Genomic DNA, 21,731 nt, shown 5'->3' on the forward strand with positions numbered 1-21,731 from the left:
TTCATTTATCGATAACTTACCTAAAATCTAAGACCATCTACCATATAATTACGTAGAAATAGACTATCATAGTGCACCGTGTTGTTGATCAAGAGTAGGAACTCATAATGCAAAAAAAAAATAGAGGTCGCGCCAGTGCTTTTGCACTCATTCTTATATCTGTATTAATCGCACTTGCGATATATATTTTCGGACCTTTTCATACTCAAGAAAGCCAACAACGACCAAGTCAAGCAACCCCTGTTTCTATCACCATCATCGAAAAAGCGCCCTACACCGATGTAATCAAAGGATTAGGCACAGCAATTGCCAACGAAGCGGTAGAAATAAAAGCTGCAAATTCAGATTACATTGATTCTGTTCACTTTCAAGACGGACAGCTAATTAAAAAAGACGACACTCTAGTGCAACTAAAAAGCGATGAAGAACAAGCTAACGTGAAAGAGCTTCAAATTAACCTTGCTGAAGCAAAACGCCAATTAAAACGGCTGTCTGGTTTGGCTAAAAATAATGCCACGTCAGAATCATTATTAGATGAACAAGAAGCAAAAGTTAAGGCATTAAAAGCACAACTTAGTGTTGCCAAAACAAAGCTTAAAGAAAATACCATCACAGCACCTTTCAATGGTGTACTTGGCTTCCGTCGAGTGTCACCTGGCACGTATGTAACCTCTGGAACCATCATCACTACATTAGATGACATTGATATTATTCATGTAGATTTTAATTTACCGGAAAAATATATCCCTGACTTACAACTCAATCAGGTTATTGCAGCCGAAACGAGAGCTTATCAACACACACGCTTTAAGGGCATTATCTCTGGCATTGACTCTCGGGTTGACCCTATCACTCGCTCAATACAGGTTCGTGCTGAAATAAACAATACCGAGTACAAACTTCGCCCGGGCATGCTCGTCACTATTAATGTAGAAAAAAGCGTTGAAGAAACAATACTTGTCAAAGAAAGTGCACTTATCCCCCAACAAGACAAGCAATATGTTTTTATCATCGATACCGACAATAAAGCCAAAAAAGTACCTGTTGAAATTGGCCGAAGGCTACCGGGACTAGTTGAGATCCTATCGGGTGTTAGCATAGGTGACAAAGTTGTCACAAAAGGTGGTTTGCGGTTACGTAACGGTAGCGACGTTAATATTCTAGGGACAATTTAATCATGATTTTATCCGATCTTTCTGTTAAGCGTCCCGTCTTTGCTACCGTAGTTAATTTATTGCTTGTTGTATTTGGTATTGTTGCGTTTTCAATGCTGCCATTACGTGAATATCCGGATATAGATCCCCCTATCGTTAGCATTAATACTTCATACCCTGGAGCATCATCAGAAATAGTAGAAAGTAAAATAACGCAATTGCTGGAAGACCGTATCAGTGGTATTGAAGGCATTAAGAACATTAATTCACAAAGTCGTAACGGTCGTTCTTCAATTTCTATCGAATTTAACGTTGATAGAAACATTGATGCCGCAGCTAACGATGTACGTGAACGTGTTTCAAGAGCACTAAACAACCTTCCCGAGCAAGCTGATCCACCCGAGGTATTTAAAGCCGACAGTGATGAAGACGTTATTGCTTGGTTTGTATTAAACAGCCAAACCATGAGCACGCTTGAGCTAACCGATTATGCTCAGCGCTACATCGTTGATCGCTTCTCGGTTGTTGACGGTATTGCCCGAGTTAGAGTTGGTGGAGGCCGTGATTATGCAATGAAAATATGGTTAGACCGCACTGCAATGGCAGCCCGAGGCGTGACAGTAAATGACATTGAGCAAGTATTAAGAAAAGAAAATGTTGAATTACCTGCAGGTGATGTTAAATCAATCGATCGTGATTTTTCTGTAAGGGTGGAGCGCAGCTATAAAACAGAATTCGACTTCCAACGCTTAGTTATAAAACGTGGTGAAAATGGTTACCTCGTTCGTTTAGGTGAAGTGGCTGATGTTGAACTCACTTCAGAAGACGAAGAAACCACCTTCAGAGGTAACGGAAAAAACATGGTAGGTATTGGCATTATCAAGCAATCTAAAGCCAACACCCTTGAAGTCGTGCAAAATGCACGTGCTGAGTTAGAAAAAATTAAACTAACCCTTCCATCAGGTACCACTATTGAGCCCAGTTATGACTCTTCAATTTTTATAGCAAAATCCATTGAAGAAGTGTATCAAACACTCGCCATTGCTATGGCGCTGGTTATTTTAGTGATATATATTTTTCTAGGTAATATTCGCGCTACATTTATTCCTGCTATTACAGTGCCTGTGGCGCTAATCTCAGCCTCTACACTGCTTTATGCATTAGGGTTCTCAATTAATTTATTAACCTTACTCGCTATGGTGCTAGCCATAGGACTAGTGGTAGACGATTCTATTGTAGTACTCGAAAACATTTACAGGCGCATAGAGAAAGGCGAACCACCGCTATTAGCAGCCTACAAGGGCGCAAGGGAAGTAGGATTTGCTGTCGTTGCAACAACGCTTGTGCTGATTTCTGTGTTTGTACCGTTAGTTTTCTTACAAGGTACTATTGGCAGTTTATTTACTGAATTTGCTATCGCTGTAGCTGCTGCCGTCGCCTTTTCAAGTATTACTGCTCTTACACTCTCTCCTATGTTGTGCTCAAAAATTCTGGTTTATAGAAAACGAGAAAGCAAAATTGGCCACTGGTTAGATAATACTTTTGATAAATTAGAAAATAGCTACCAACGTAGTCTAGACAAGAATATTCATGCTGGTGTAACCATGTTTATCGTCATGGCATTATGCGCAACCGTCGCATACGGGTTATTTAACTTACTACCAAGTGAGTTAGCCCCTAAAGAGGACCGAGGCAACTTCTTTATCATAATGAACACCGCCCAAGGAGCAAGCTACAAAAGTAACATAGAAAATATGGAGCTTATGGAAGACGTATTACTGCCCTACGTTGACAGCGGCGAATTTAACCGAGTAATCGTGCGCGTTCCTGGTTTTGGTGGAAGTGGCGGTATAGCTATCATAGGCATGGATGACTGGGAAAATAGAACACGCCCTACCACAGAAGCCATGATGGAAGTGAGCCAAAAGCTCAGTGACATTTCAGATATTCGTGCCTTTGCCATAATGAGAAGTGGTATAGGTGGTAGAGGCTTAGGTCGCCCAGTTCAATTTGTTATACAAGGCAATACTTATGAAGAGCTTGCTAACTGGCGCGACATTATTATCGCCAAAGCTAGAGCTAACCCTGGATTAATTCGTATTGATCATGACTATAAAGAAACATTGCCTCAGCTTTCTCTAAACATTGATAAAGAAAGAGCCGCTGACTTAGGCATAAGTAACACCAACGTAGGCCGTACCCTTGAATCTATGCTTGGCCAACGCCGTGCAACAACATTTTTAGACCGTGGTGAAGAATACAATGTAATTCTTGAAGGCCGAGACGAATTATTCCGTAGCCCTCAAGATATTAGCGATATTTATTTGCGCTCCGACACCAGCGGTCAACTAGTACCATTAGATAGCATTGTATCAATTTCAGAGAAAGCCACTGCATCAAGTCTAAATCGTTATAATCGTATGCGAAGTATCACTATTTCAGCAAACTTAGCAGACAATTACGCGCTGAGTGATGCCCTCGCCTTTTTGAATAAAGTTGTGGCTGAAGAAATTCAAGGAAATATATCGATAGATTTCAAAGGGCAATCACAAATCTATAGTGAAACTGGTGCTGCTATGGCAGGCGTTTTTGCTCTAGCATTACTAGTCACATTTTTAGTATTAGCAGCGCAATTTGAAAGCTTCGTTCATCCTCTTGTGATAATGCTGACGGTGCCTTTAGGGCTTGTTGGTGCATTGGCTGGTTTATACTTTATGGGCATGACTATTAATATTTACAGTCAAATCGGCATCGTGATGTTAATAGGTTTAGCCTCAAAGAATGGTATTTTAATTGTTGAATTTGCTAACCAGCTTAGAGATGCAGGTTATGAGTTTAAAGATGCGCTAAGACAAGCCGCATCTCAACGACTACGCCCTATTATTATGACGGCTTTTACAACAATAATGAGTGCTGTCCCCCTAATGTTAGCAACAGGCCCTGGCTCTGAAAGCAGAATGGTTATTGGTGTAGTAATATTCTGTGGTGTCGCTTTTGCTACAATTTTAACTTTATACGTGATCCCTACCGCTTACTTTTATTTAGCAAAGAATACGGGATCACCTAAAGCAGTATCGAATAAAATCAAACAGTTGGAACAAGCTGAGAGTTAGTACAACTCACTTTAAGTTTCAAACCACGTAAATATTTATATAAAGGCTCGCTATGCTAGTATAACGAGCCTTTCACTCTTAATTTGGCTAATAAGCCCCTACATAATCGCTATTTAAATTTAAGCACTCCACATTAAGTGTGCCTCTATTTATTTCACGCAAATCGTTATGACAACCTAATTCAGCACCGATATATTCAGCATTGAATAGCACAATTAGCAAAAAGCTGTTACCTCGTTGATACTGAGCCACATTCAAGAACCAAACTCAGATTAAGGGCTTTATTATCAGCACACACATATTAAACAACGAAAATATCAGCAATACAGAATATCAGCTCTGCACCGCGACCAATGAAGACTTAGCACAAATTATCTTAATGCTAAGTGATGATGAGTTAGGAAGCCGAAGAGAAGATGTATCTGTCCCACTTAACGAGAATTATGTTAAGGCATTCAACGCCATCGCCAAGGATGAAAATAACGTATTAGTGGTTGCTAAATGTACCGTAAGTAAACCCAACAACGTCTTAGGTGTTGTTCAACTCACTTTTATTCCTAACTTAACGTACGTTGGTGCTTGGCGTGCCCAAATAGAAGGAGTAAGAGTTCATAAGCTATTAAGAAATAGCGACATAGGAAAAGCATTAATAAATCACTGTATTCAGTTAGCACAGCAGAGATCGTGCTGTCTCGTTCAACTCACGTGCGATAAGCTCCGTCCGAAAGCACATAACTTCTATGAAAAACTTGGATTTGAAGCTAGCCATGTAGGGTTTAAATTAAAGCTTTAACTGTTAAGGGTATCTAAGAAAGGAGAAACAAAGCAGTTATCCATTAAGAGTCGCGGGCAAAGAAGTCACATTCGCAGTATATAAAGCTCAGTGTAAATACCCCAAATACAAAAAAGGCTCCTAACGGAGCCTTTTATTCATGGAAAAACAATTTAAATCGACTGACCTTTACGCTTAGCCGTATCCTTAATATAAGACGCCCAGCTTCTTGCTGTACGCTTAGTAGAAGGATCTTTCATTGCATTCTTAATAGCTTCATGAGCTTCTTTATATTTTTCTTGGTAGAAATATGCTTCTGCCATGCTTAAATATATGCGCCCGCGCTTTTTAGAGCCATGCTTCAACGCTTTTTCGAAGACAGGAATTGCTTCTGCATAACGCTCAGACTCGTTTAATAAACTACCTTGCTTACGATAAAGCTCAGCATCGTTATCAAACTTCGCAGCTTCACCATAATAGTGAGCAGCTTTTCTAGTCTCTTTTGCAGCATGCCAGCTATTCGCTAACGTCGACACCGACTGCTTAGTACGCTTGATTAAAGCAGAATCACCGTTGTTCATGAATTTTTCTTGAAGAACAGCTGCTTTATAAGGAATACTATTTGTCGCATATAACTGTGACAACACTTTTATATGTGACTCTTTATCTAAGTGTCCCTGCTTATAAGCCAATTCCATCGTTGAAAGTGCTTTTTGGTAATCTTCAATCAACAAGTAAAATTGACCTAGCTGAGGCCACCAACGCTTGTCTTCAGGAAATAGCTTAACCAACATTTCAACGACTTTTACAGCCTCATTATACTTTTTACGCTCATAGAACGAAGCCATTTTAAGTACATAAGGTGTTTCATTAGGCTTAGTTTGCAGCTTAATCGCTTTGTCAGCCGGGCCTATTACTTTAGAAAGTTCTTTAAGCTCATAATGAGCATTAGCAATTCGGATATAGACTTTTTCATCTTCCTTGCCAGTAAAGTTCATCCAATCGTAATAGGCTTTTATCGCTTCTTTATACTGCTTTTCTTGTGAGTGTAAATCAGCTAACAAGCGAACTGATTGAGCATGCTCAGTAAAGTTAAGTAAATCTGGCGCAACCGCTTTTTTCAAATGCTTAATTGCTAATTTACCTTTACCTTCTTGACCTGCATACATATTGCCTAAAAATCTAGAAATATATGCAGCATCAAATGGCTTGCTCGCATCAACTTCAAGTAATAAAGCAATTGCTTCATCAATTTGGTCGGCAGAATAAAGCTCAAATGCTTTTGCAACTTTACGACCAACTGACTGACTTAATACTTGAGATTTACGCTTTTTTCGCTCTTCAATTTTTTGCTGATCAGCAGCTTGAGCATAAGAAACAACTGACATATTCACAGTTGTCGCCAATGCCAAAGCCAAGGCAGACGCTTTAAAAATTTGTTTCATTCGTCTCTCCTTCTTAGCCTTTGTTCAGTTTAAATTCAAGCTGTACTGTCATTCCAGGCTGCTTTTCAGCTTTGCCATCAACAATTTTCGGCTTGTATTTCCACTTTTTCAGCGCACGTCTAGCTTCACGGTCAAAGATACGCTTAGGTTCTGCTTCAATCACCTCAACGTCTTCTACACCACCAAGCTCGTTAATAGTAAAGCGAAGTTTAACCCAACCTTCTTTACCATCACGCGCTGCTTGAATTGGGTATTTAGGCTCAATTCGAACAATTGGTGTTGCATCACCATCACGACCAAGTGCACCACCAGGGCCTGAAAGACCAGCACTAGTACCACCAACATTTACCGAAGGCATATTAAATTGCATTGCATTCGGGTTGGCATCCTGAGTTTCTGGCTCTGGTTGCTCTGGTTTAGGCGGCTGCTTAGGTGGCGGTGGCGGTGGTGGTGGAACACGCCTACGCTCTTGAACCGCCGACTTAGGAGGCGCAGTCAAGATTTCTACTCGAATGTCTTCTACTTTTTCCTGGAAGCGTTTATCGCCTCCAGAAATTAAGTATGCCATAAAGACAAACAGTACATAGGTGACCGCAGCTCCGATTATTATTGATAATAAAAAACGGACCATATTAATCATCCTTTGCTGCGATCGAAATCCTGTCAATTCCTGCTGCTTTTATTGCGTCCATGACTTTTACAACAATGCCATGTTTCGCTTCTTTATCAGCTTGAATAACTACAACTTCTGTTGGCGTTTCAGCTAACATTTTTTCTAAGTTTGCACCCACACGCTCAATATCAACCATGCGTTTGTCCATCCAAATCTGACCATTTTCATGGATTGCAATAAATATATTTGCAGATTTAGCTTTAGATGCTTGTGCAGCCTTAGGTTTGTTTACTTCTATACCAGCTTCTTTCAAGAACGAAGTTGATACTATAAAGAAGATCAACATGATAAATACGATGTCAAGCATCGGCGTCATGTCAATGCCAGCTTCTTCTTCTTCACGTCTATGTTTACGAGCCATTATAATCTCTCTTTAATGATGTGGCAGACTATCAACTAAATGTTCTTTAGCTAGTTTTGCTTTAGCTTCAAGGCGTGTACTAAAAAATACACCCGACAATGCCGCTACCATTCCAGCCATAGTTGGAATAGTTGCCATTGATATACCTTCAGCCATCAAGCGTGGGTTACCTGTACCTTGGTTAGCCATGATTTCAAAAACTTGAATCATACCTGTTACCGTACCTAGTAATCCTACTAGAGGACAGATAGCAACTAGTGTCTTAATTGACAGCATGCGCTCGTTTATCTTTTCAGATGCTTCGGAAATCCAAAACTCTCGAATTTTATGTGCGTACCATGAGGTGGTGTCCTCACGTGCATCCCACTTGGCAATAATGTCTTTTTTAATGCCTGGAAATACACCTGTTATAAACCAGTATTTCTCAATCATCATTACCCACATGATAAGCAATACTGCGGCAACGATATAAAGTACGTCACCCCCAGTCGCAATAAAATCCCTGACAGATTCCCATATTTCTATCAGGAATAACATTATGCTTGCTCCTTCTCCGCGTGAGACGCGATGATTCCAGCACTTTGCTCATCCAAGATATGCATAATTGACTTGCTTTTAGCAGCAACAATACTGTGAACGAAAATCAATGGTAGTGCTGCAATTAGACCTTGAGCAGTTGTAACAAGTGCCATTGAAATTGAACCAGCCATGATTCTTGGGTCACCTGTACCGAATAATGTGATTTGTTGGAACGTTTCGATCATACCAACAACCGTACCTAGTAGACCAAGTAGTGGAGCAATTGCTGCCAAAATCTTGATTACTGTAACGCCACGTTCAACTTTAGGGATCTCTTTAAGAATTGCTTCATCAAGTTTCAACTCTAAGTTTTCAACGTCTGCGTTCTTGTTGTTGTGGTAAACCTTAAGAATACGTCCAAGTGGGTTATTGTCGCTTGGGTTAGCAGTGTTCTTAAGCTGAGAACGCATTTTGCTGCCCATAAGTGATAACGTAATTAAACGCTCTAAAGCAATTAATAGACCTAATGCAAGTACACCAGTAATGATGTAACCAACAATACCACCAGCGTGATAGCGATCTTCAAGTGTTGCTTTTTGTGTATTTAGTCTTAACAAGTTACCCATTGATGGATCAATGAATAATGGAGCCATTTCACCAGAAGCAGAGCTAGTGAAGTTTTCGATCGCAGCAAGATAGTGACCATCTGCTTCACGACCTAAAGGCTGAACCTGTTTAGTATCAATGTTATAGATTAGGTAGTTAGTGTCATTCATTAAGTTGAAGTTACCAACACGAGTAACACGTTGAACAGATGTTTCACCGTCTAAACCAACAACTTCAGTATCAAAAGATACCACTTTAGCTGATTCAGTCATTTCTGTTTGTAGTGCAATCCATAACTCTTCTAGCTCTTTAGTAGTAGGAAGCTCTTTTGCTTCAGCTAACTTAACTAATAAGTCATCACGGCCAGGGTATTGAGCACTGATAATTGAGCCAGAAATTGAACCCATAGTGTCAGTTGCTGCACGACGTACAACACCAAACATTTCACCCAAAGTACCCTTTGCATTTTCAAGCTCTGTTGCTTTTTTAGCAAGTGTTACTTCGTTTTGTGCAAATTGATTTTTAAGACGCTCGCCACGTGCTTGTTCAGCAGCTAACTCGCTTTTCGCCTTTTTAAGCAATGCTTGCTTGTCTGCACGAGCGGCCATGAACTCTTGTTCACGCTTCTTATTGATCTTACCTTCAGAGATACGATCTTTTTTAACTTGCTCTAATAATTTGTCCAATGTTGCTGTATTTGCGTTTGCATTTAATGCAACACCAGCAGAAAGTGTCATTGTTGCTGCAAGAGCGATACTTTTAAATACCTTTTTCATTATTGATTACTCCGCCGCTAAAATTGGTAGTTTAATAAGTGTAGCTGCAGCTTGCTTACGAGCGACCTTAATCGCTTGTGTCACTGAACGGTTATATTCTTCATCTAATTTCTCCCAGCTACGAGAATTATTATTCCATACCCAAGAGTTCTTTTGATCTAGAGACTGAGCTACAAACGCGACACGACCGTAATGAACGAAGTCTACTGTGATGTCTGTGCCTTCGTAGTTTAGTGTACCCTGCCATGCACGAAGCATAGAACCGTAATCTTTTTCGATTTGGTAAGCTTCAAGAACTTGACGGTATTTTTCAGAAGTGGTTACTTTAGCGCGAGACATTGTTTCACGTAGTAACTCGATGCGGCTTGCACGTTCTTCTTGAAGAATTGGAATATCAGCTTCCACAAATTCCTCTAATGTATCAATCATTTTATACATCATAGGAATTACTGTTTTCTTCGTAGTTTCGATTTCAGTAATTTGAGAGTTTAACGAGTCAATTTCTGATTGTTGATCAGCAACTAAGCGTGCTACATGGTCGTTATAAACCTTTAGGTTTTCCATTTCATCAACAACAGCACGATACTCAGCAACGATTTCCTGAGTTTGCTCGTATATTCCGTTAATTTTAGACTGCGATTTTGCAGCTGCTTTATGAATTTTTATTTCTGCTTTATGCAGTTCGTTCAGGGGATCTGCAACGGCGTTGCCTCCCACAAGTGCAAATGCACCAACTAGTGCAGTTGCAACTAGACTTTTTCTGATTCTAACAGACATAGTTCCCAACCAATTTAATGTTTAATGTTCTCGCCAATCACGAGTATTACACTTTTTCTTAGCTAATGTTTTAAGCCAAACTTCGGCATAATCCCCCGGATAATCACACAAAAGTAACTTTCCTGTCAACACAAGGAATCACGCTCTGTTTATAATTCAAACGAAATTTGTCCCTTAATTTTTTTATTTTATTTCCAACCCACAAAATTAAACATTTATGTAACATATACATTAAATTTTAAATATTACAGATTTAGTACTGGCAATCACATGTATATGAGCTACACGCTTGCCTTGTAGGCATTCATCACTCACGATACGATGTAAAAGAAAGAACTCCAATAAGTAACGTTTGAAGCGATAAGAAAGGGTTAAATAATTTAATAGGACATAAAAAAGGCCGATATAGCATGATACTAAATCGGCCAAGATGATGACACTAGCAATGTAAATTCAATAAATATCTATTTCATTGAACTTAAAGCTCAGACCGCAACTTGCAAAACTAGTTCATCTATTTTTTGTTTTGCCTGCTCAAAAGCGTCGTTATAAACACTCTCCCCCATTGCCAATCCTTCAGCATAAACAAATTCGATATCAGTTAGCCCTATAAACGCAAAAACATCTGATAAGAATTTGGTTTGCGTGTCTTTATCAGTTCCCTGATATATTCCGCCTCTTGCAGCCATCACAATGACTTTTTTGTTTTTTAATAAACCTACTGGCCCCTGCTCGGTATATTTAAACGTTTTTCCGGCACGCGCTATTCGGTCAATATAACTTTTGAATGTTGATGGAACACCAAAATTATACATAGGCATACCAACTACGATTAAATCTGAAAGCTCTACCTCTTTCAATAATTCATCTGACAAACTCGCAAGCTTTTCTTGCTCAATTGTGCGCTCACTATGTGGTGTCATCCAGGCTCGCATTTCTGCTTGGCTAAGATGAGGAATGGGATGCTGTGTCAAATCTCTATTTATGACGGTGAGATCTTCTACTATCTCTTCTTGAATTTTTGTTCGTAATAGTTGAGTTAGTTTACTTGAGTTACCTAACTCACCATTTATTGATGCATCTAAAAATAAAACAGTTTTCATATTTCAGTTCCTAATCATTTAATATGGGATAACTATAAACTCATTAAATAGAAAATAAATTGAATTAAATTGACCATATAATTCTATAAAATCGAATATTTAAATTAATGAGTAGCAACCGATTTATTCGTTCGACGTTTTGATACTGGATAACTATGTACAAAAAGCGCCACTGACGCTAAAAGTAACAATAATGCCCCTACATATAATGGTGCAGCACTATCGATGAATAGTAACAAACTACCGAAAATAGATATCAACATACTAGAAAGGCAGAATGTAGATGTTAATAACCCCATCATCGCCCCATTTCGCGACTCTTCTTCACCTTCCGTGATATACACAGGAAAGATGCCGTTATAAAGCGCGATAAAAATGCCAGTAACCGCAAAGAAAACATACATTTCGTTTCCGTTGGTTAATGGAATAATGAATAACATTATTGATAGAGAAATAAGCGCGAGCATCATAGTTTTAACTTGCCCGAACCTTTTACTGATAAGCGTAACGAAAAATAAGCTAGAAACTATCATAAAAATGTTCATGCTAACGGTGATTAAAGCTATATCAATTGGCAAGAATTGCTTTTCACTGACTAACCAAGCCGGATAAAACTCATAGAAGGCATTAATGCCTAGTGTCACGATAAACTGTACAATAAATATTCTTCGAATAGATTTAGTTTTTAACAAAGATAGTGAACCGCTTTTTTTTAATTTTCCCCACGTAAACGGTGTAGATGGTTTGAAGCGTTGCTGAGTTGTATCCTTAATGCATATCACAACAACTAATAAACAAAAGCCAACAACCATCGCTGCAACACTAAACACTGTCATATTGCTGTAAGTAGCTAACCAACCACCTGCAAGCGGACCAAGCAACCAACCAGAAAATACTGACGCATTTACTAATGACATTAAGCGTGTTTTATCAAAATAATTTGCTAGATCTAATGCCATAGCTCTCGCTATTGCGATATTACCTTCGCAAAACCCGGTTACTAATCTAGCAAATATAAACAGCGGATAATGTTCACTCCAAATTGCGTATGCTGTGAGCATGTAACCTAAACTGGCGAAAAGCAGTGAATAACTTAATACTTTTTTTCGGCCATAATGGTCTGACATCCCTCCCAGAATACTGCTTCCTATAAGCATCCCTAGCGGATATACCGCTAGTGCCAGCCCCAATAAGAGTTCAGGACTAATCCCTAAAAATAAGTTTAGCGCGCTGGAGGATTCACTTAAAAACATGGGAGCAAGAATAGGATACGGTAGCGCTATTCCTGCACAACTTAGAAAGCTAACGAATAATAATAAAGTGACTTGCATATACTTATTCATGTAAAAACCCTTATATAAACTTTTATGTTTATATATTAGAGTAAACAATAAATATGTAAACCTTTTACTTTATTTAAATTCAATTTTAATTCTATACGTTTCATAACTTGATACTGCTATATAATAAACCTTTCATAATGAGCTTTTTTAAACACTTGGATAAATATGAGAAGTATTTTAGTAAGTTGCTGGACGCTATTAGTTGGCATGTGTATTGTCGGCATCTGCGTAGGTGTACAAAGTAGCCTTATTGCTATTAGAGCCGAACATGAAGGCTTCTCTACTGCTACAATTGGCTGGGTTATGTCGGGGTATTTTCTTGGATTTTTACTTGGCTCTATTCGCGCACCAATTGTTATTAAGCGCGTTGGACATATAAGAGCCTTCGGGGCGCTTGCGTCGCTCGCTTCTATCTCAATATTAATTCATGCGTTATTTATTGATCACTTTGTGTGGTTTTTAATGCGCTTTATTTCTGGTTTCGCTTTTTCAGCCATCTATGTAGTAGCTGAAAGCTGGCTAAACGATAAAGCAGATAATAAGAACAGAGGCACATTACTATCTATCTACATGGTGACCATGTTTACAGGTGTTGGCGCCGGTCAGTTTTTATTAAACGTGGGATCTCCACAAAGTTTTGAGCAATTTACGTTAGTCTCCATTCTTATCAGTGCTGCCCTAATCCCAATGTTAGTGACAGCAACAGATGCACCTAAGATTAGTTCAGGTCAAAAAGTCGCATTTTCAGCTTTAACCAAAACAGCACCATTAGGAATATTAATCGCTTTTTTATCACAGTGTAGTTATGCATCTATTTTCGGGATGGGACCCGTTTATGCCACTCGGCTTGGTATGGACGTCAATCAAATAGCGATTTTTATCGCCGCATTTGTTACAGGTGGCGTATTACTTCAATGGCCTATTGGCCGTATTTCAGATAAGTTGGATCGACGAGTGATCATAGCAATACTCGCTGCGTTAGCGTCTGTAACAATGTATTACCTAGCAAATTTAAATTCAGAAAACTTAATGCATTTGTATTTAATGATGGCATTACTCGGGGCGTGCATCCTGCCGCTATATTCATTGGGAATGGCTCATACAAACGATTACTTAGAACGCGAACAAATGATTGGAGCTAGCAGCGCGTTAGTTAGAGTGGGTGGTACTGGTGCGGTAGTTGGAGCTCCTACAGTGGCAATGGTAATGAGCTACTTTGGTAATGAATATTACTTTTACACGATATCGGTATTTCCCGCTTTAATATGTTTATATGCACTTTGGCGAATAACTCGTCGTAAACAACAACATCATGACGGAAGTTTGTTAGTCATCGCACCAACAACCACCTCAGATGCAGCGCTTTCTGAATTAGTAAAAGATAATAGTAAAGAGAAATAGCGCCGTAAATAACAGTAAAGTATTTGGTGAATTAAAAAAGCGCTTAGCCAAAAGAAAAGGTAAGCGCTTTTTATTAACCATCAATATGTAGTGGCTGCTTAATTTTTCTAGCGAAACAGCACTGACTCTTTTTGGAACCAGTGCACGCAAAACGCAAGTAGTGCGCCTGCAACAGCAACTGTTGAAGCTAAAATCATACCGAATAAAGTATAGTCTAGCGTTCCTTTCAATAGCTCTTTCATTGCAAGTGCAATATTAGTGATCGGAATAGACGCCGTTAAAAATGTAAGTTCCATATTAGGCATCATTGCAGCCACTAGCGGCACAAAAACTAAAAAGCTAAGCGGAGCCATATAGTTTTGTCCCTCTTTGAATGTTTTCGCGTATATTGATAATGCGATCGCAATACTCGCAAAAATTGCTGAAACAGGGATCAGCAAAATAAACATAAGCAAGAGTTCCAACACACCAATTGAACCAACAATCTCTGTTACGATTTCATTACTACCCGCACCTAAAACATATCCCCAAAAGCCCATACTGAATATTGTGATTAGGGCGCATAATATTGCCGTAGTTAATACAGTTAAAAACTTACCAAGTACTAACGAAGTTCTTGGAATTGGTGTGATAAGTAACGTTTCTAATGTACCGCGCTCTTTCTCACCTGCACCTAAGTCTACCGCAGGATATGTAGCTCCCATCAGGCATAATGGAATAAGTAGATAAGGAATGAATGCACCTAACTTTTCGCCTAAGTTTTCACGTAAGTCTGCCGTATCAATCTTTTCAAGCTCAAGTGGCTTAAGGAGTGCTAATTTTGCTTCCCCTGTAATCCCTAAGGATTCTAGTTTTGCATTTTTTAAGCCCTCAGAAAGTTCGTCCGTAATTTCTTGTATATTCTTGTATAAAAAATTGACTGAAGACGAATCATTATAAATCACTTTCCATTTAGCTTGTTTTCCTGCCTCAAAAGACTCAGACAGATTATCCTGAAGGATGATGACCACATCTACTTTTTCGCTTTTTACAGCCTCAATAGCTTCCGCTTCTGTTGCCAACACTAATTCTGCTTTTTTAAAGCTTTTATGGTAAAAAATCTTCTCCACAAATTCTTGAGAATTCGCTTCACTGATAATGGCATAAGTGTTTACTTTTTGCTCTGCATCTAATTGTGCTTTGCCTAATAAAAAACTCATTAGGCCGAACAAAATTGGAAAAATTATCATTGGTAATGCAATAACAAAAAATAACGTCTTTCTGTCTCTGGTTATTTCAAGTAACTCTTTTTTGAATACTTCAAACATTACGCATTCTCTCCTACTACTGCTTTTTCCATCTCGATATTTTGTTCAGATGAGCTGATTTCATCACTTATATTATGAGCCTTATCATGGATCAGAGACATAAATGCTTCACTGATGACATGATTTTCACTTAACGCTTTAAATTCAGCTAACGTGCCTGAGAAACAGCTTTCACCTTCATTAATCACAGCAACCCTGTCGCAAAGGCGCTCTACTTCACCTAAATGATGAGTTGAGAAAATGACAGGGATATTTAGCGCTTTCAATGACTCAATAAAACTAAGCAATGTTTCTGTCGTCATAATATCTAAACCCGTTGTAGGTTCATCTAAAATAACCACTTCGGGTTCATGAATAACAGCACGCGCAATAGATGCTTTTTGCGTCATACCAGTGGATAATTGCTCTGCTTTTCTATTGGCAAATGAGTGCATTTCAAGCAAGTCATAAAGTGCTTTAATACGCTCATTGATTTTTTCTTTTTTCATACCATGCAACTTTGCAAAGTATCGAATATTTTCATCAACAGTTAATTTACCGTATAGCCCTGTTGAACCTGATAAAAAGCCGATTTTTTTTCTTGCTAATATTGGTTTAGATACAACATCTACCCCATTAATTTCGATACTACCTTCATGTGGTTGAAGTGCAGTGGATAGCATTCTCAGGGTTGTTGTTTTACCGGCTCCATTTGGCCCCAACAGCCCAAGCACTTCACCTTTATTACATTCAAAACTGACGTTTTTCACAGACCAAAACATGTCCCCTTCCATTCTTGGATCCATATTATTTTCTTTGTCTGACGATTTTTTAAAGCCTTTTTTTAAGGCTTTGACTGCAATCATATTACTTCCTTAAAGAGATTTTTTAGGTCGAAAATAGTTCGTGTTTTTATAAAAATGTTCATCTTGTACTTCGCTATGCCAGCCAGGGATCCCTAACAGCGGCATGGGTGAGAAAGAGCTATTGCTGGCAAGAATATCTTTTTCATTAATTAATGTCATTAAGTGATTATCAAGTATTTGATACTGAATATTTCGGGAGTGTTGCCAAAAGGTATCTTCTACTGAAACAAACAAAACCTTTCCTGTTAGCCCAATAAATGGTTTAGTGCCCATTTCATAATTAGCATGCCCGAACATAAATGGCTGGATTGTGCTTCCCCACTCTGACTTATTACCATAAAACCCTTCAAGCCACCGATGCTGTTGTAAATGTTGTTTAACTTTATGCTGATCGCTAGATACAGCACAGATAACACCACATTCATCCAGTAAAGTAATAGCATTACGCTTAGCGGTACGTGCTTTCATGCCATACGTATCAATATCCTCTACATGTAGCTTATTAATTAGCGCTTTGGTATTAGGAAATAAACACCAAATCAACGCGCCAAATATATCGTGCCAGTTTTCTGGCCGTGTTGGCACATTTCCAGTCTCGTAAATGTATTTTTCGTAATAACGAGAGTCTGTCCAAACCTCGGGTTGCGGCTCAAATTGAATGTGATGCTCACTTAGCGTTTTTGTATTAGGTTGTAATAACTCAGTGAGTTGTTTGGGCGTTAGCCAGTCGTTATATTGATCAAGAAAAAAAAGCGCATTCAGGTCTAAAAACAGCTTAGATTGATGAAATAGCGCTGTAGACCAATAGTTCGGAGCAATAAACTTCATATTTAGTCAAATAATTGATATAACATTGCCTGCTATTGTAAATGACTGTGATAATGCGTTGTACTTTTATCTTTAGCGAAGATTTAAGGGCATTGCCATTCAAAAATCACAGCAAAGTCCCCGCTTAACAAAATAATAAATAGATATAACTATGAAATTAAAAAAAATTGCATGTGCTAGCCTCAGTGCTACCACACTATTATTAACAGGGTGCATCGACAAGTCGTACGACGAAGCATATCAATCAATTACCGCTGAAGAGTTGGCAGAACACATCAAATTTATTAGTTCTGATGAACTTGAAGGCCGCTTACCAACAGGTAAAGGAGAGAAAATACTTCTTGACTATCTTACTAAAGAATTCAAAGCGTTAGGATTTAAACCAGGTAATGGCGATAGCTTTTTACAGCCTGTTAGTTTGGTAGAGATAACTGCTGACCCAAATATGACGCTTAAAGTTGGCGATAAAGAATACACCTACAAGCAAGATATGGTAATGGGCACAAGCCGAGTATCTGAGTTAGCCGCAATCGAAAACTCAGAACTCGTTTTTGTTGGCTACGGCATTGTTGCACCAGAATATAACTGGAATGATTACGAAAACGCCAATATTAAAGGCAAAACAGCTGTAATTCTGGTTAATGACCCTGGTTATGCAACAGGTGATGCAAATCTATTTACTGGTGAAGCGATGACTTATTACGGTCGCTGGAACTACAAATATGAAGAAGCAAGCCGCCAAGGTGCTGCTGGCGCAATAATTATTCACGAAACTGCACCCGCTTCATACGGCTGGAATGTAGTAGAGAATAGTTGGTCTGGACCTCAATACGGTTTAGAAACGCCAAACAATAATATGGATCGTGTTGCTGTTGAGGGCTGGGTTAAAAAAGCAATCGCACAAGATATTTTCAGTACAGCAGGCTTTGACCTAGAAAAACTCAAAGAAAAAGCAAAAGCAGGCAGCTTTAGTCAACCGCTTGGTGTATCTGCAAGCGTAACTGTAAATAGTAAAATTAAACGCTCAACGAGTAACAACTTTATTGCGACCCTTCCTGGTAGTAAGAAGCCTGAAGAGCACCTAATTTACACTGCGCATTGGGACCATATTGGTAAAGACGAAACTAAAAAAGGCGATCAAATTTATAACGGCGCACATGACAACGCAACGGGTATTGGCGGCATGTTGGAAATGGCGGAAGCCTATAGCAAGTTGAGCAACCGCCCTGAGCGTTCTGTAACGTTTCTTGCCGTTACGGCTGAAGAGCAAGGTCTATTAGGCTCGCGCTTTTATAGCAATAACCCAATTGTGCCACTAGATAAAACAGTAGCCAATATCAATATGGACAGCTTAAATATTCTTGGTAAAACAAAGGATATTTCTGTTACTGGTAAAGGACAGTCTAATCTAGATGACTTATTAGCTCATGCTGCTGCTAAACAAAACAGAACGTTATCTCAAGGTAAAAATCCATCTGCAGGTTACTACTATCGCTCTGATCACTTTAACTTCGCTAAGAAAGGCATTCCGGCGTTATATGCTGGTGGTGGTCATGAAGCATTAGATGAAGAAACGGCAAAATACCGTAAGAAAATGGCGTTAATACAGCGTGGTTGCTATCACCAACCTTGCGACCATTATCGTGAAAGCTGGGATTTATCAGGAGCAGTTCAAGATCTTCAATTATTTTTTGATGTTGGCAACGCAGTAGCAAATTCTTCAGAGTGGCCAAAGTGGTCTGAAAGAAGCGAATTTAGCCGTCAAAAATAATTTCCAAACTTAATACCATCTCAGTTTATACCTATCTAAGCCGTTAACATGTTGAGTTAACGGCTTATTATTTATCCGCACAAAAAGTAATATAAGTATTCCAATTTAATTTTGCTTCATGCCTGTGTATTTTTTATACTGAATGTGGCTTTGAGGTTATTGTGCGCAAAAAGGCATAATAATAAGGTTAGGAAACAATCTTTGAATTAAGAAAAGTGCATTCTTTTCACCATTAGCCTGTATATGCAGTAGTGTCAGGGACAGCAAGCACATGTATATTACATTCCTCGTTTCATGAAAAAATAAAAGGCTCCATAACTATGGAGCCTTTTTACGTTCGGGACTTACTCATATCATTTATCGGCCAGCAAGCAAAAAACCTTAATATTTATAGTCTGCATCAACGAAAGCACATCAAATGCTTATCAACACAAAATTTTACTTGCAATTTTATTCAATCATGGCAGATTCAATAGCAGAAATAGAGTAATTACTCACAATCTAGTGCGTAACGCCTCACTGGACTGATTATTACTTTATATCGCTTTGTTGAAATAACGTGTCGCCAACAGGTTATTTCGAACGTGATTTCGAATTAATAAAACAAAAATAGGATTAAAATTACCATGTGTTCAATTTTCGCAATTCTTGACATCAAGTCAGATGTCAAAGCGCTTAGAAAGCAAGCGCTCGAGCTCTCCAAAAAACTTAGACATCGAGGCCCTGATTGGTCTGGTGTGTGGAATAATGACAAGGCTATCCTTGTTCATGAGCGCTTGGCGATCGTTGACATAAATAACGGAGCTCAACCACTAATTAATAATAATCGAAATCATGTATTAGCCGTAAATGGTGAAATTTATAATCATAAAAATTTAGAACAAGCACTGACTACCGACTATCAATTTAAAACAGCGTCTGACTGTGAAGTTATTTTGCCACTATACGAGCAAGAAGGAGCAAAATTCATTGATAGACTACACGGTATGTTTGCCTTTGTTCTGTATGATGCGGAAAAAGATAAATATTTAGTTGCACGCGATCACATCGGAATTATACCGCTTTACTATGGTCATGATGAGCATGGTAACACCTATGTTGCCTCAGAAATGAAAGCATTGACGCCAGTGTGTACACAAATCCAAGAATTCCCACCTGGCCATTATCTTGACAGTGAAGTAGGAGAAATAGTCGCTTATTATCAAAGAGACTGGATGGATTACGAAAATGTAAAACAAAACCCTGCATCACCAAAGTTGATAAAAGACGCGTTAGAAAAAGCCGTGAAAAGTCATCTTATGTCAGATGTGCCTTATGGTGTTTTACTTTCTGGAGGATTAGATTCCTCAGTAATTTCAGCTATTGCCCAAAAGTTTTCAGCCAAAAGAGTGGAAGACGAAGATCAGAGCAAAGCTTGGTGGCCACAACTGCACTCCTTTGCTGTCGGTTTAGCAGGCTCACCCGACTTAATTAATGCTAAAAAAGTAGCCGAAGACATTGGCACTATTCATCATGAGGTGCATTACACCGTTCAAGAAGGAATAGATGCCATCAAAGATGTTATTTATTACCTTGAAACTTATGATGTAACGACCATTAGAGCATCAACCCCTATGTACCTTATGGCTCGACATATTAAAGCGATGGGCATAAAAATGGTTTTATCCGGTGAAGGCGCTGATGAGATTTTTGGCGGATATCTGTATTTTCATAAAGCACCTAATGCAAAGGAGTTTCATGAAGAAACGTTGCGGAAATTAAATCGCTTGCATATGTTTGATTGCTTACGTGCAAATAAGTCGATGTCTGCGTGGGGCGTTGAAGCAAGAGTCCCCTTTTTAGATAAAGCATTCCTAGATACAGCGATGAGCATCAACCCCGAAGCCAAAATGTGTGGTAATGGTAAGCCTGAGAAAGCTATTTTACGTGAGGCATTTGATGGCTACATTCCTGACGAAGTGTTATGGCGTCAAAAAGAGCAATTTTCAGATGGTGTCGGTTACAGCTGGATTGACAACTTAGTCGAACTTGCCGAACAAGAAGTTAGTGATCAAATGCTAGCATCCGCACAGTTTAAATTTCCCCATAATACTCCTCAAACCAAGGAAGCATATTATTACCGTCAGCTTTTTGAAGAGCACTTCCCTACTACAGCAGCAGCTCATTGTGTTCCTGGGGGGAAATCTGTTGCGTGTAGCACACCTGAAGCGCTAGCTTGGGATGAAAAGTTAAACAGCGTGATCGACCCTTCTGGGCGTGCTGTGCTTGATATTCATGAAAGCAGTTACGAGTAATTAACCAACTATTCATGAGTGATATGGGTGATTGAACAACAATCACCCTTTCACATTTTTTATATCACCTCATAGCTTCAATCAATTGCCACACCTTATAAGTTAAAAATACACTACAAATCAGCAAAGTGGTTCGGTATCATACAGCACATTCATTTTATTAACGTAAGAAGCGTATGAACTTTCCACAAGATCAGAATGGTGAAGTATTACAAGAAATGGCTGATAGCAATTTCAACTTTGATGACGATCACTTAGTTGATTTCTTTTCAGTATTTCATAATGAGAAAGATGCAGACAAAGTTGCCCAAATTTTCTTGAAACGACTTGAAGCTGGCGAACCCTACTTAAAAATTGAAACGCGCCCTTATACTCAAGGCGAAGAAAAAAGCGAGGGTATTGAATTACAAATATCCAAAGTTATGCGTGTAAGTTACGAGTCTATTGTAGAGTTTGAAAAAGAATATCGAAAATTAGTAGAAGCTAATCGCGGCTATCTTGATGGATGGGGTGTATTACAAGACGACGAAGATGACTTTGATGATGAACACGAATACGAAGACAATTTAGATTTAGACGATGAAGCACATTAACGATTTATCATGCCGTTAGTGTAATCGAATCACTAAGGTGACTAAATCAC

At 38.9% G+C, this 21,731-nt stretch carries 18 protein-coding genes; 7 read left to right on the forward strand and 11 right to left on the reverse strand.

The window, feature by feature from the left end:
• The first annotated feature begins 107 nt into the window (after window positions 1-107).
• From HUU81_RS10235 to HUU81_RS10245, 3 genes are all read left to right on the forward strand, one after another.
• A complete protein-coding gene (locus tag HUU81_RS10235; protein ID WP_199608860.1) occupies window positions 108-1,175 on the forward strand; it encodes an efflux RND transporter periplasmic adaptor subunit in 1,068 nt (355 codons plus the stop codon).
• A 2-nt stretch (window positions 1,176-1,177) separates the two neighbouring features.
• Window positions 1,178-4,267: an efflux RND transporter permease subunit gene (locus HUU81_RS10240; protein ID WP_199608861.1), complete on the forward strand. Its 3,090-nt coding sequence runs from the start codon at window positions 1,178-1,180 to the stop codon at window positions 4,265-4,267.
• 379 nt (window positions 4,268-4,646) lie between these two features.
• On the forward strand, window positions 4,647-5,060 hold the full coding sequence (locus tag HUU81_RS10245; protein WP_199608862.1) for a GNAT family N-acetyltransferase: 414 nt from the start codon (window positions 4,647-4,649) through the stop codon (window positions 5,058-5,060).
• Window positions 5,061-5,212: 152 nt separating this feature from the next.
• Here the strand turns inward: HUU81_RS10245 and HUU81_RS10250 are convergent, their stop codons facing one another.
• The 8 genes from HUU81_RS10250 to HUU81_RS10285 all read right to left on the reverse strand — a co-directional run bounded on the left by HUU81_RS10250 (window position 5,213) and on the right by HUU81_RS10285 (window position 12,642).
• Window positions 5,213-6,484 carry a tetratricopeptide repeat protein gene (locus HUU81_RS10250; protein ID WP_199608863.1) on the reverse strand — a complete coding sequence of 424 codons (1,272 nt, stop codon included), beginning with the start codon at window positions 6,482-6,484 and terminating at the stop codon, window positions 5,213-5,215.
• Between the two features lie 13 nt (window positions 6,485-6,497).
• A complete protein-coding gene (locus HUU81_RS10255) occupies window positions 6,498-7,115 on the reverse strand; it encodes an energy transducer TonB (protein ID WP_199608864.1) in 618 nt (205 codons plus the stop codon).
• A gap of 1 nt (window position 7,116) precedes the next feature.
• Window positions 7,117-7,518 (reverse strand): ExbD/TolR family protein, encoded by a 402-nt coding sequence (locus tag HUU81_RS10260; RefSeq protein WP_199608865.1) that lies wholly within the window; start codon window positions 7,516-7,518, stop codon window positions 7,117-7,119.
• A 12-nt stretch (window positions 7,519-7,530) separates the two neighbouring features.
• Window positions 7,531-8,055: a MotA/TolQ/ExbB proton channel family protein gene (locus HUU81_RS10265; protein ID WP_199608866.1), complete on the reverse strand. Its 525-nt coding sequence runs from the start codon at window positions 8,053-8,055 to the stop codon at window positions 7,531-7,533.
• Window positions 8,055-9,419 carry a MotA/TolQ/ExbB proton channel family protein gene (locus HUU81_RS10270; RefSeq protein ID WP_199608867.1) on the reverse strand — a complete coding sequence of 455 codons (1,365 nt, stop codon included), beginning with the start codon at window positions 9,417-9,419 and terminating at the stop codon, window positions 8,055-8,057. Before HUU81_RS10270 ends, HUU81_RS10265 begins: the two co-directional genes overlap by 1 nt.
• 6 nt (window positions 9,420-9,425) lie before the next feature.
• Window positions 9,426-10,196, reverse strand: coding sequence for a DUF3450 domain-containing protein (locus HUU81_RS10275; RefSeq protein ID WP_199608868.1), 771 nt, complete (start codon window positions 10,194-10,196; stop codon window positions 9,426-9,428).
• Between the two features lie 485 nt (window positions 10,197-10,681).
• Entirely contained in the window at window positions 10,682-11,299 is a 618-nt protein-coding gene (locus HUU81_RS10280; RefSeq protein ID WP_199608869.1) for an FMN-dependent NADH-azoreductase, read from the reverse strand.
• Between the two features lie 104 nt (window positions 11,300-11,403).
• Entirely contained in the window at window positions 11,404-12,642 is a 1,239-nt protein-coding gene (locus HUU81_RS10285) for an MFS transporter (RefSeq protein ID WP_199608870.1), read from the reverse strand.
• Window positions 12,643-12,807: 165 nt separating this feature from the next.
• On the opposite strand from HUU81_RS10285, the gene HUU81_RS10290 reads away from it, so the two are divergent.
• Window positions 12,808-14,043: an MFS transporter gene (locus tag HUU81_RS10290; protein ID WP_199608871.1), complete on the forward strand. Its 1,236-nt coding sequence runs from the start codon at window positions 12,808-12,810 to the stop codon at window positions 14,041-14,043.
• Between the two features lie 107 nt (window positions 14,044-14,150).
• On the opposite strand, the gene HUU81_RS10295 is transcribed toward HUU81_RS10290, so the two are convergent.
• Genes HUU81_RS10295 through HUU81_RS10305 form a run of 3 tightly spaced genes read right to left on the reverse strand, consistent with a single transcriptional unit; the run spans window position 14,151 to window position 17,023 of the window.
• Window positions 14,151-15,350: an ABC transporter permease gene (locus HUU81_RS10295; protein WP_199608872.1), complete on the reverse strand. Its 1,200-nt coding sequence runs from the start codon at window positions 15,348-15,350 to the stop codon at window positions 14,151-14,153.
• Window positions 15,350-16,195, reverse strand: coding sequence for an ABC transporter ATP-binding protein (locus HUU81_RS10300; protein ID WP_199608873.1), 846 nt, complete (start codon window positions 16,193-16,195; stop codon window positions 15,350-15,352). Before HUU81_RS10300 ends, HUU81_RS10295 begins: the two co-directional genes overlap by 1 nt.
• Window positions 16,196-16,204: 9 nt before the next feature.
• A complete protein-coding gene (locus tag HUU81_RS10305) occupies window positions 16,205-17,023 on the reverse strand; it encodes a DUF3025 domain-containing protein (protein WP_199608874.1) in 819 nt (272 codons plus the stop codon).
• A gap of 151 nt (window positions 17,024-17,174) precedes the next feature.
• On the opposite strand from HUU81_RS10305, the gene HUU81_RS10310 reads away from it, so the two are divergent.
• From HUU81_RS10310 to HUU81_RS10320, 3 genes are all read left to right on the forward strand, one after another.
• Entirely contained in the window at window positions 17,175-18,794 is a 1,620-nt protein-coding gene (locus HUU81_RS10310; RefSeq protein WP_199608875.1) for a M28 family metallopeptidase, read from the forward strand.
• Window positions 18,795-19,420: 626 nt separating this feature from the next.
• Complete coding sequence (asnB, locus tag HUU81_RS10315) at window positions 19,421-21,088, forward strand: asparagine synthase B (protein ID WP_199608876.1); 1,668 nt, start codon at window positions 19,421-19,423, stop codon at window positions 21,086-21,088.
• 176 nt (window positions 21,089-21,264) lie between these two features.
• Complete coding sequence (locus HUU81_RS10320; protein WP_199608877.1) at window positions 21,265-21,681, forward strand: ribonuclease E inhibitor RraB; 417 nt, start codon at window positions 21,265-21,267, stop codon at window positions 21,679-21,681.
• The last annotated feature ends 50 nt before the right edge of the window (window positions 21,682-21,731 follow it).

Source organism: Flocculibacter collagenilyticus, from assembly GCF_016469335.1.
Classification (GTDB): domain Bacteria; phylum Pseudomonadota; class Gammaproteobacteria; order Enterobacterales; family Alteromonadaceae; genus Flocculibacter; species Flocculibacter collagenilyticus.

Coding starts and splice junctions, on each gene's coding strand:
- HUU81_RS10240 (WP_199608861.1), top strand. CDS start 1,178: ATGATTTTATCCGATCTTTCTGTTAAGCGTCCCGTCTTTGCTACCGTA.
- HUU81_RS10270 (WP_199608867.1), bottom strand. CDS start 9,419: ATGAAAAAGGTATTTAAAAGTATCGCTCTTGCAGCAACAATGACACTT.
- HUU81_RS10260 (WP_199608865.1), bottom strand. CDS start 7,518: ATGGCTCGTAAACATAGACGTGAAGAAGAAGAAGCTGGCATTGACATG.
- HUU81_RS10280 (WP_199608869.1), bottom strand. CDS start 11,299: ATGAAAACTGTTTTATTTTTAGATGCATCAATAAATGGTGAGTTAGGT.
- HUU81_RS10300 (WP_199608873.1), bottom strand. CDS start 16,195: ATGATTGCAGTCAAAGCCTTAAAAAAAGGCTTTAAAAAATCGTCAGAC.
- HUU81_RS10245 (WP_199608862.1), top strand. CDS start 4,647: ATGCTAAGTGATGATGAGTTAGGAAGCCGAAGAGAAGATGTATCTGTC.
- HUU81_RS10255 (WP_199608864.1), bottom strand. CDS start 7,115: ATGGTCCGTTTTTTATTATCAATAATAATCGGAGCTGCGGTCACCTAT.
- HUU81_RS10295 (WP_199608872.1), bottom strand. CDS start 15,350: ATGTTTGAAGTATTCAAAAAAGAGTTACTTGAAATAACCAGAGACAGA.
- HUU81_RS10235 (WP_199608860.1), top strand. CDS start 108: ATGCAAAAAAAAAATAGAGGTCGCGCCAGTGCTTTTGCACTCATTCTT.
- HUU81_RS10290 (WP_199608871.1), top strand. CDS start 12,808: ATGAGAAGTATTTTAGTAAGTTGCTGGACGCTATTAGTTGGCATGTGT.
- HUU81_RS10250 (WP_199608863.1), bottom strand. CDS start 6,484: ATGAAACAAATTTTTAAAGCGTCTGCCTTGGCTTTGGCATTGGCGACA.
- HUU81_RS10320 (WP_199608877.1), top strand. CDS start 21,265: ATGAACTTTCCACAAGATCAGAATGGTGAAGTATTACAAGAAATGGCT.
- HUU81_RS10305 (WP_199608874.1), bottom strand. CDS start 17,023: ATGAAGTTTATTGCTCCGAACTATTGGTCTACAGCGCTATTTCATCAA.
- HUU81_RS10285 (WP_199608870.1), bottom strand. CDS start 12,642: ATGAATAAGTATATGCAAGTCACTTTATTATTATTCGTTAGCTTTCTA.
- HUU81_RS10265 (WP_199608866.1), bottom strand. CDS start 8,055: ATGTTATTCCTGATAGAAATATGGGAATCTGTCAGGGATTTTATTGCG.
- HUU81_RS10310 (WP_199608875.1), top strand. CDS start 17,175: ATGAAATTAAAAAAAATTGCATGTGCTAGCCTCAGTGCTACCACACTA.
- HUU81_RS10275 (WP_199608868.1), bottom strand. CDS start 10,196: ATGTCTGTTAGAATCAGAAAAAGTCTAGTTGCAACTGCACTAGTTGGT.
- asnB (WP_199608876.1), top strand. CDS start 19,421: ATGTGTTCAATTTTCGCAATTCTTGACATCAAGTCAGATGTCAAAGCG.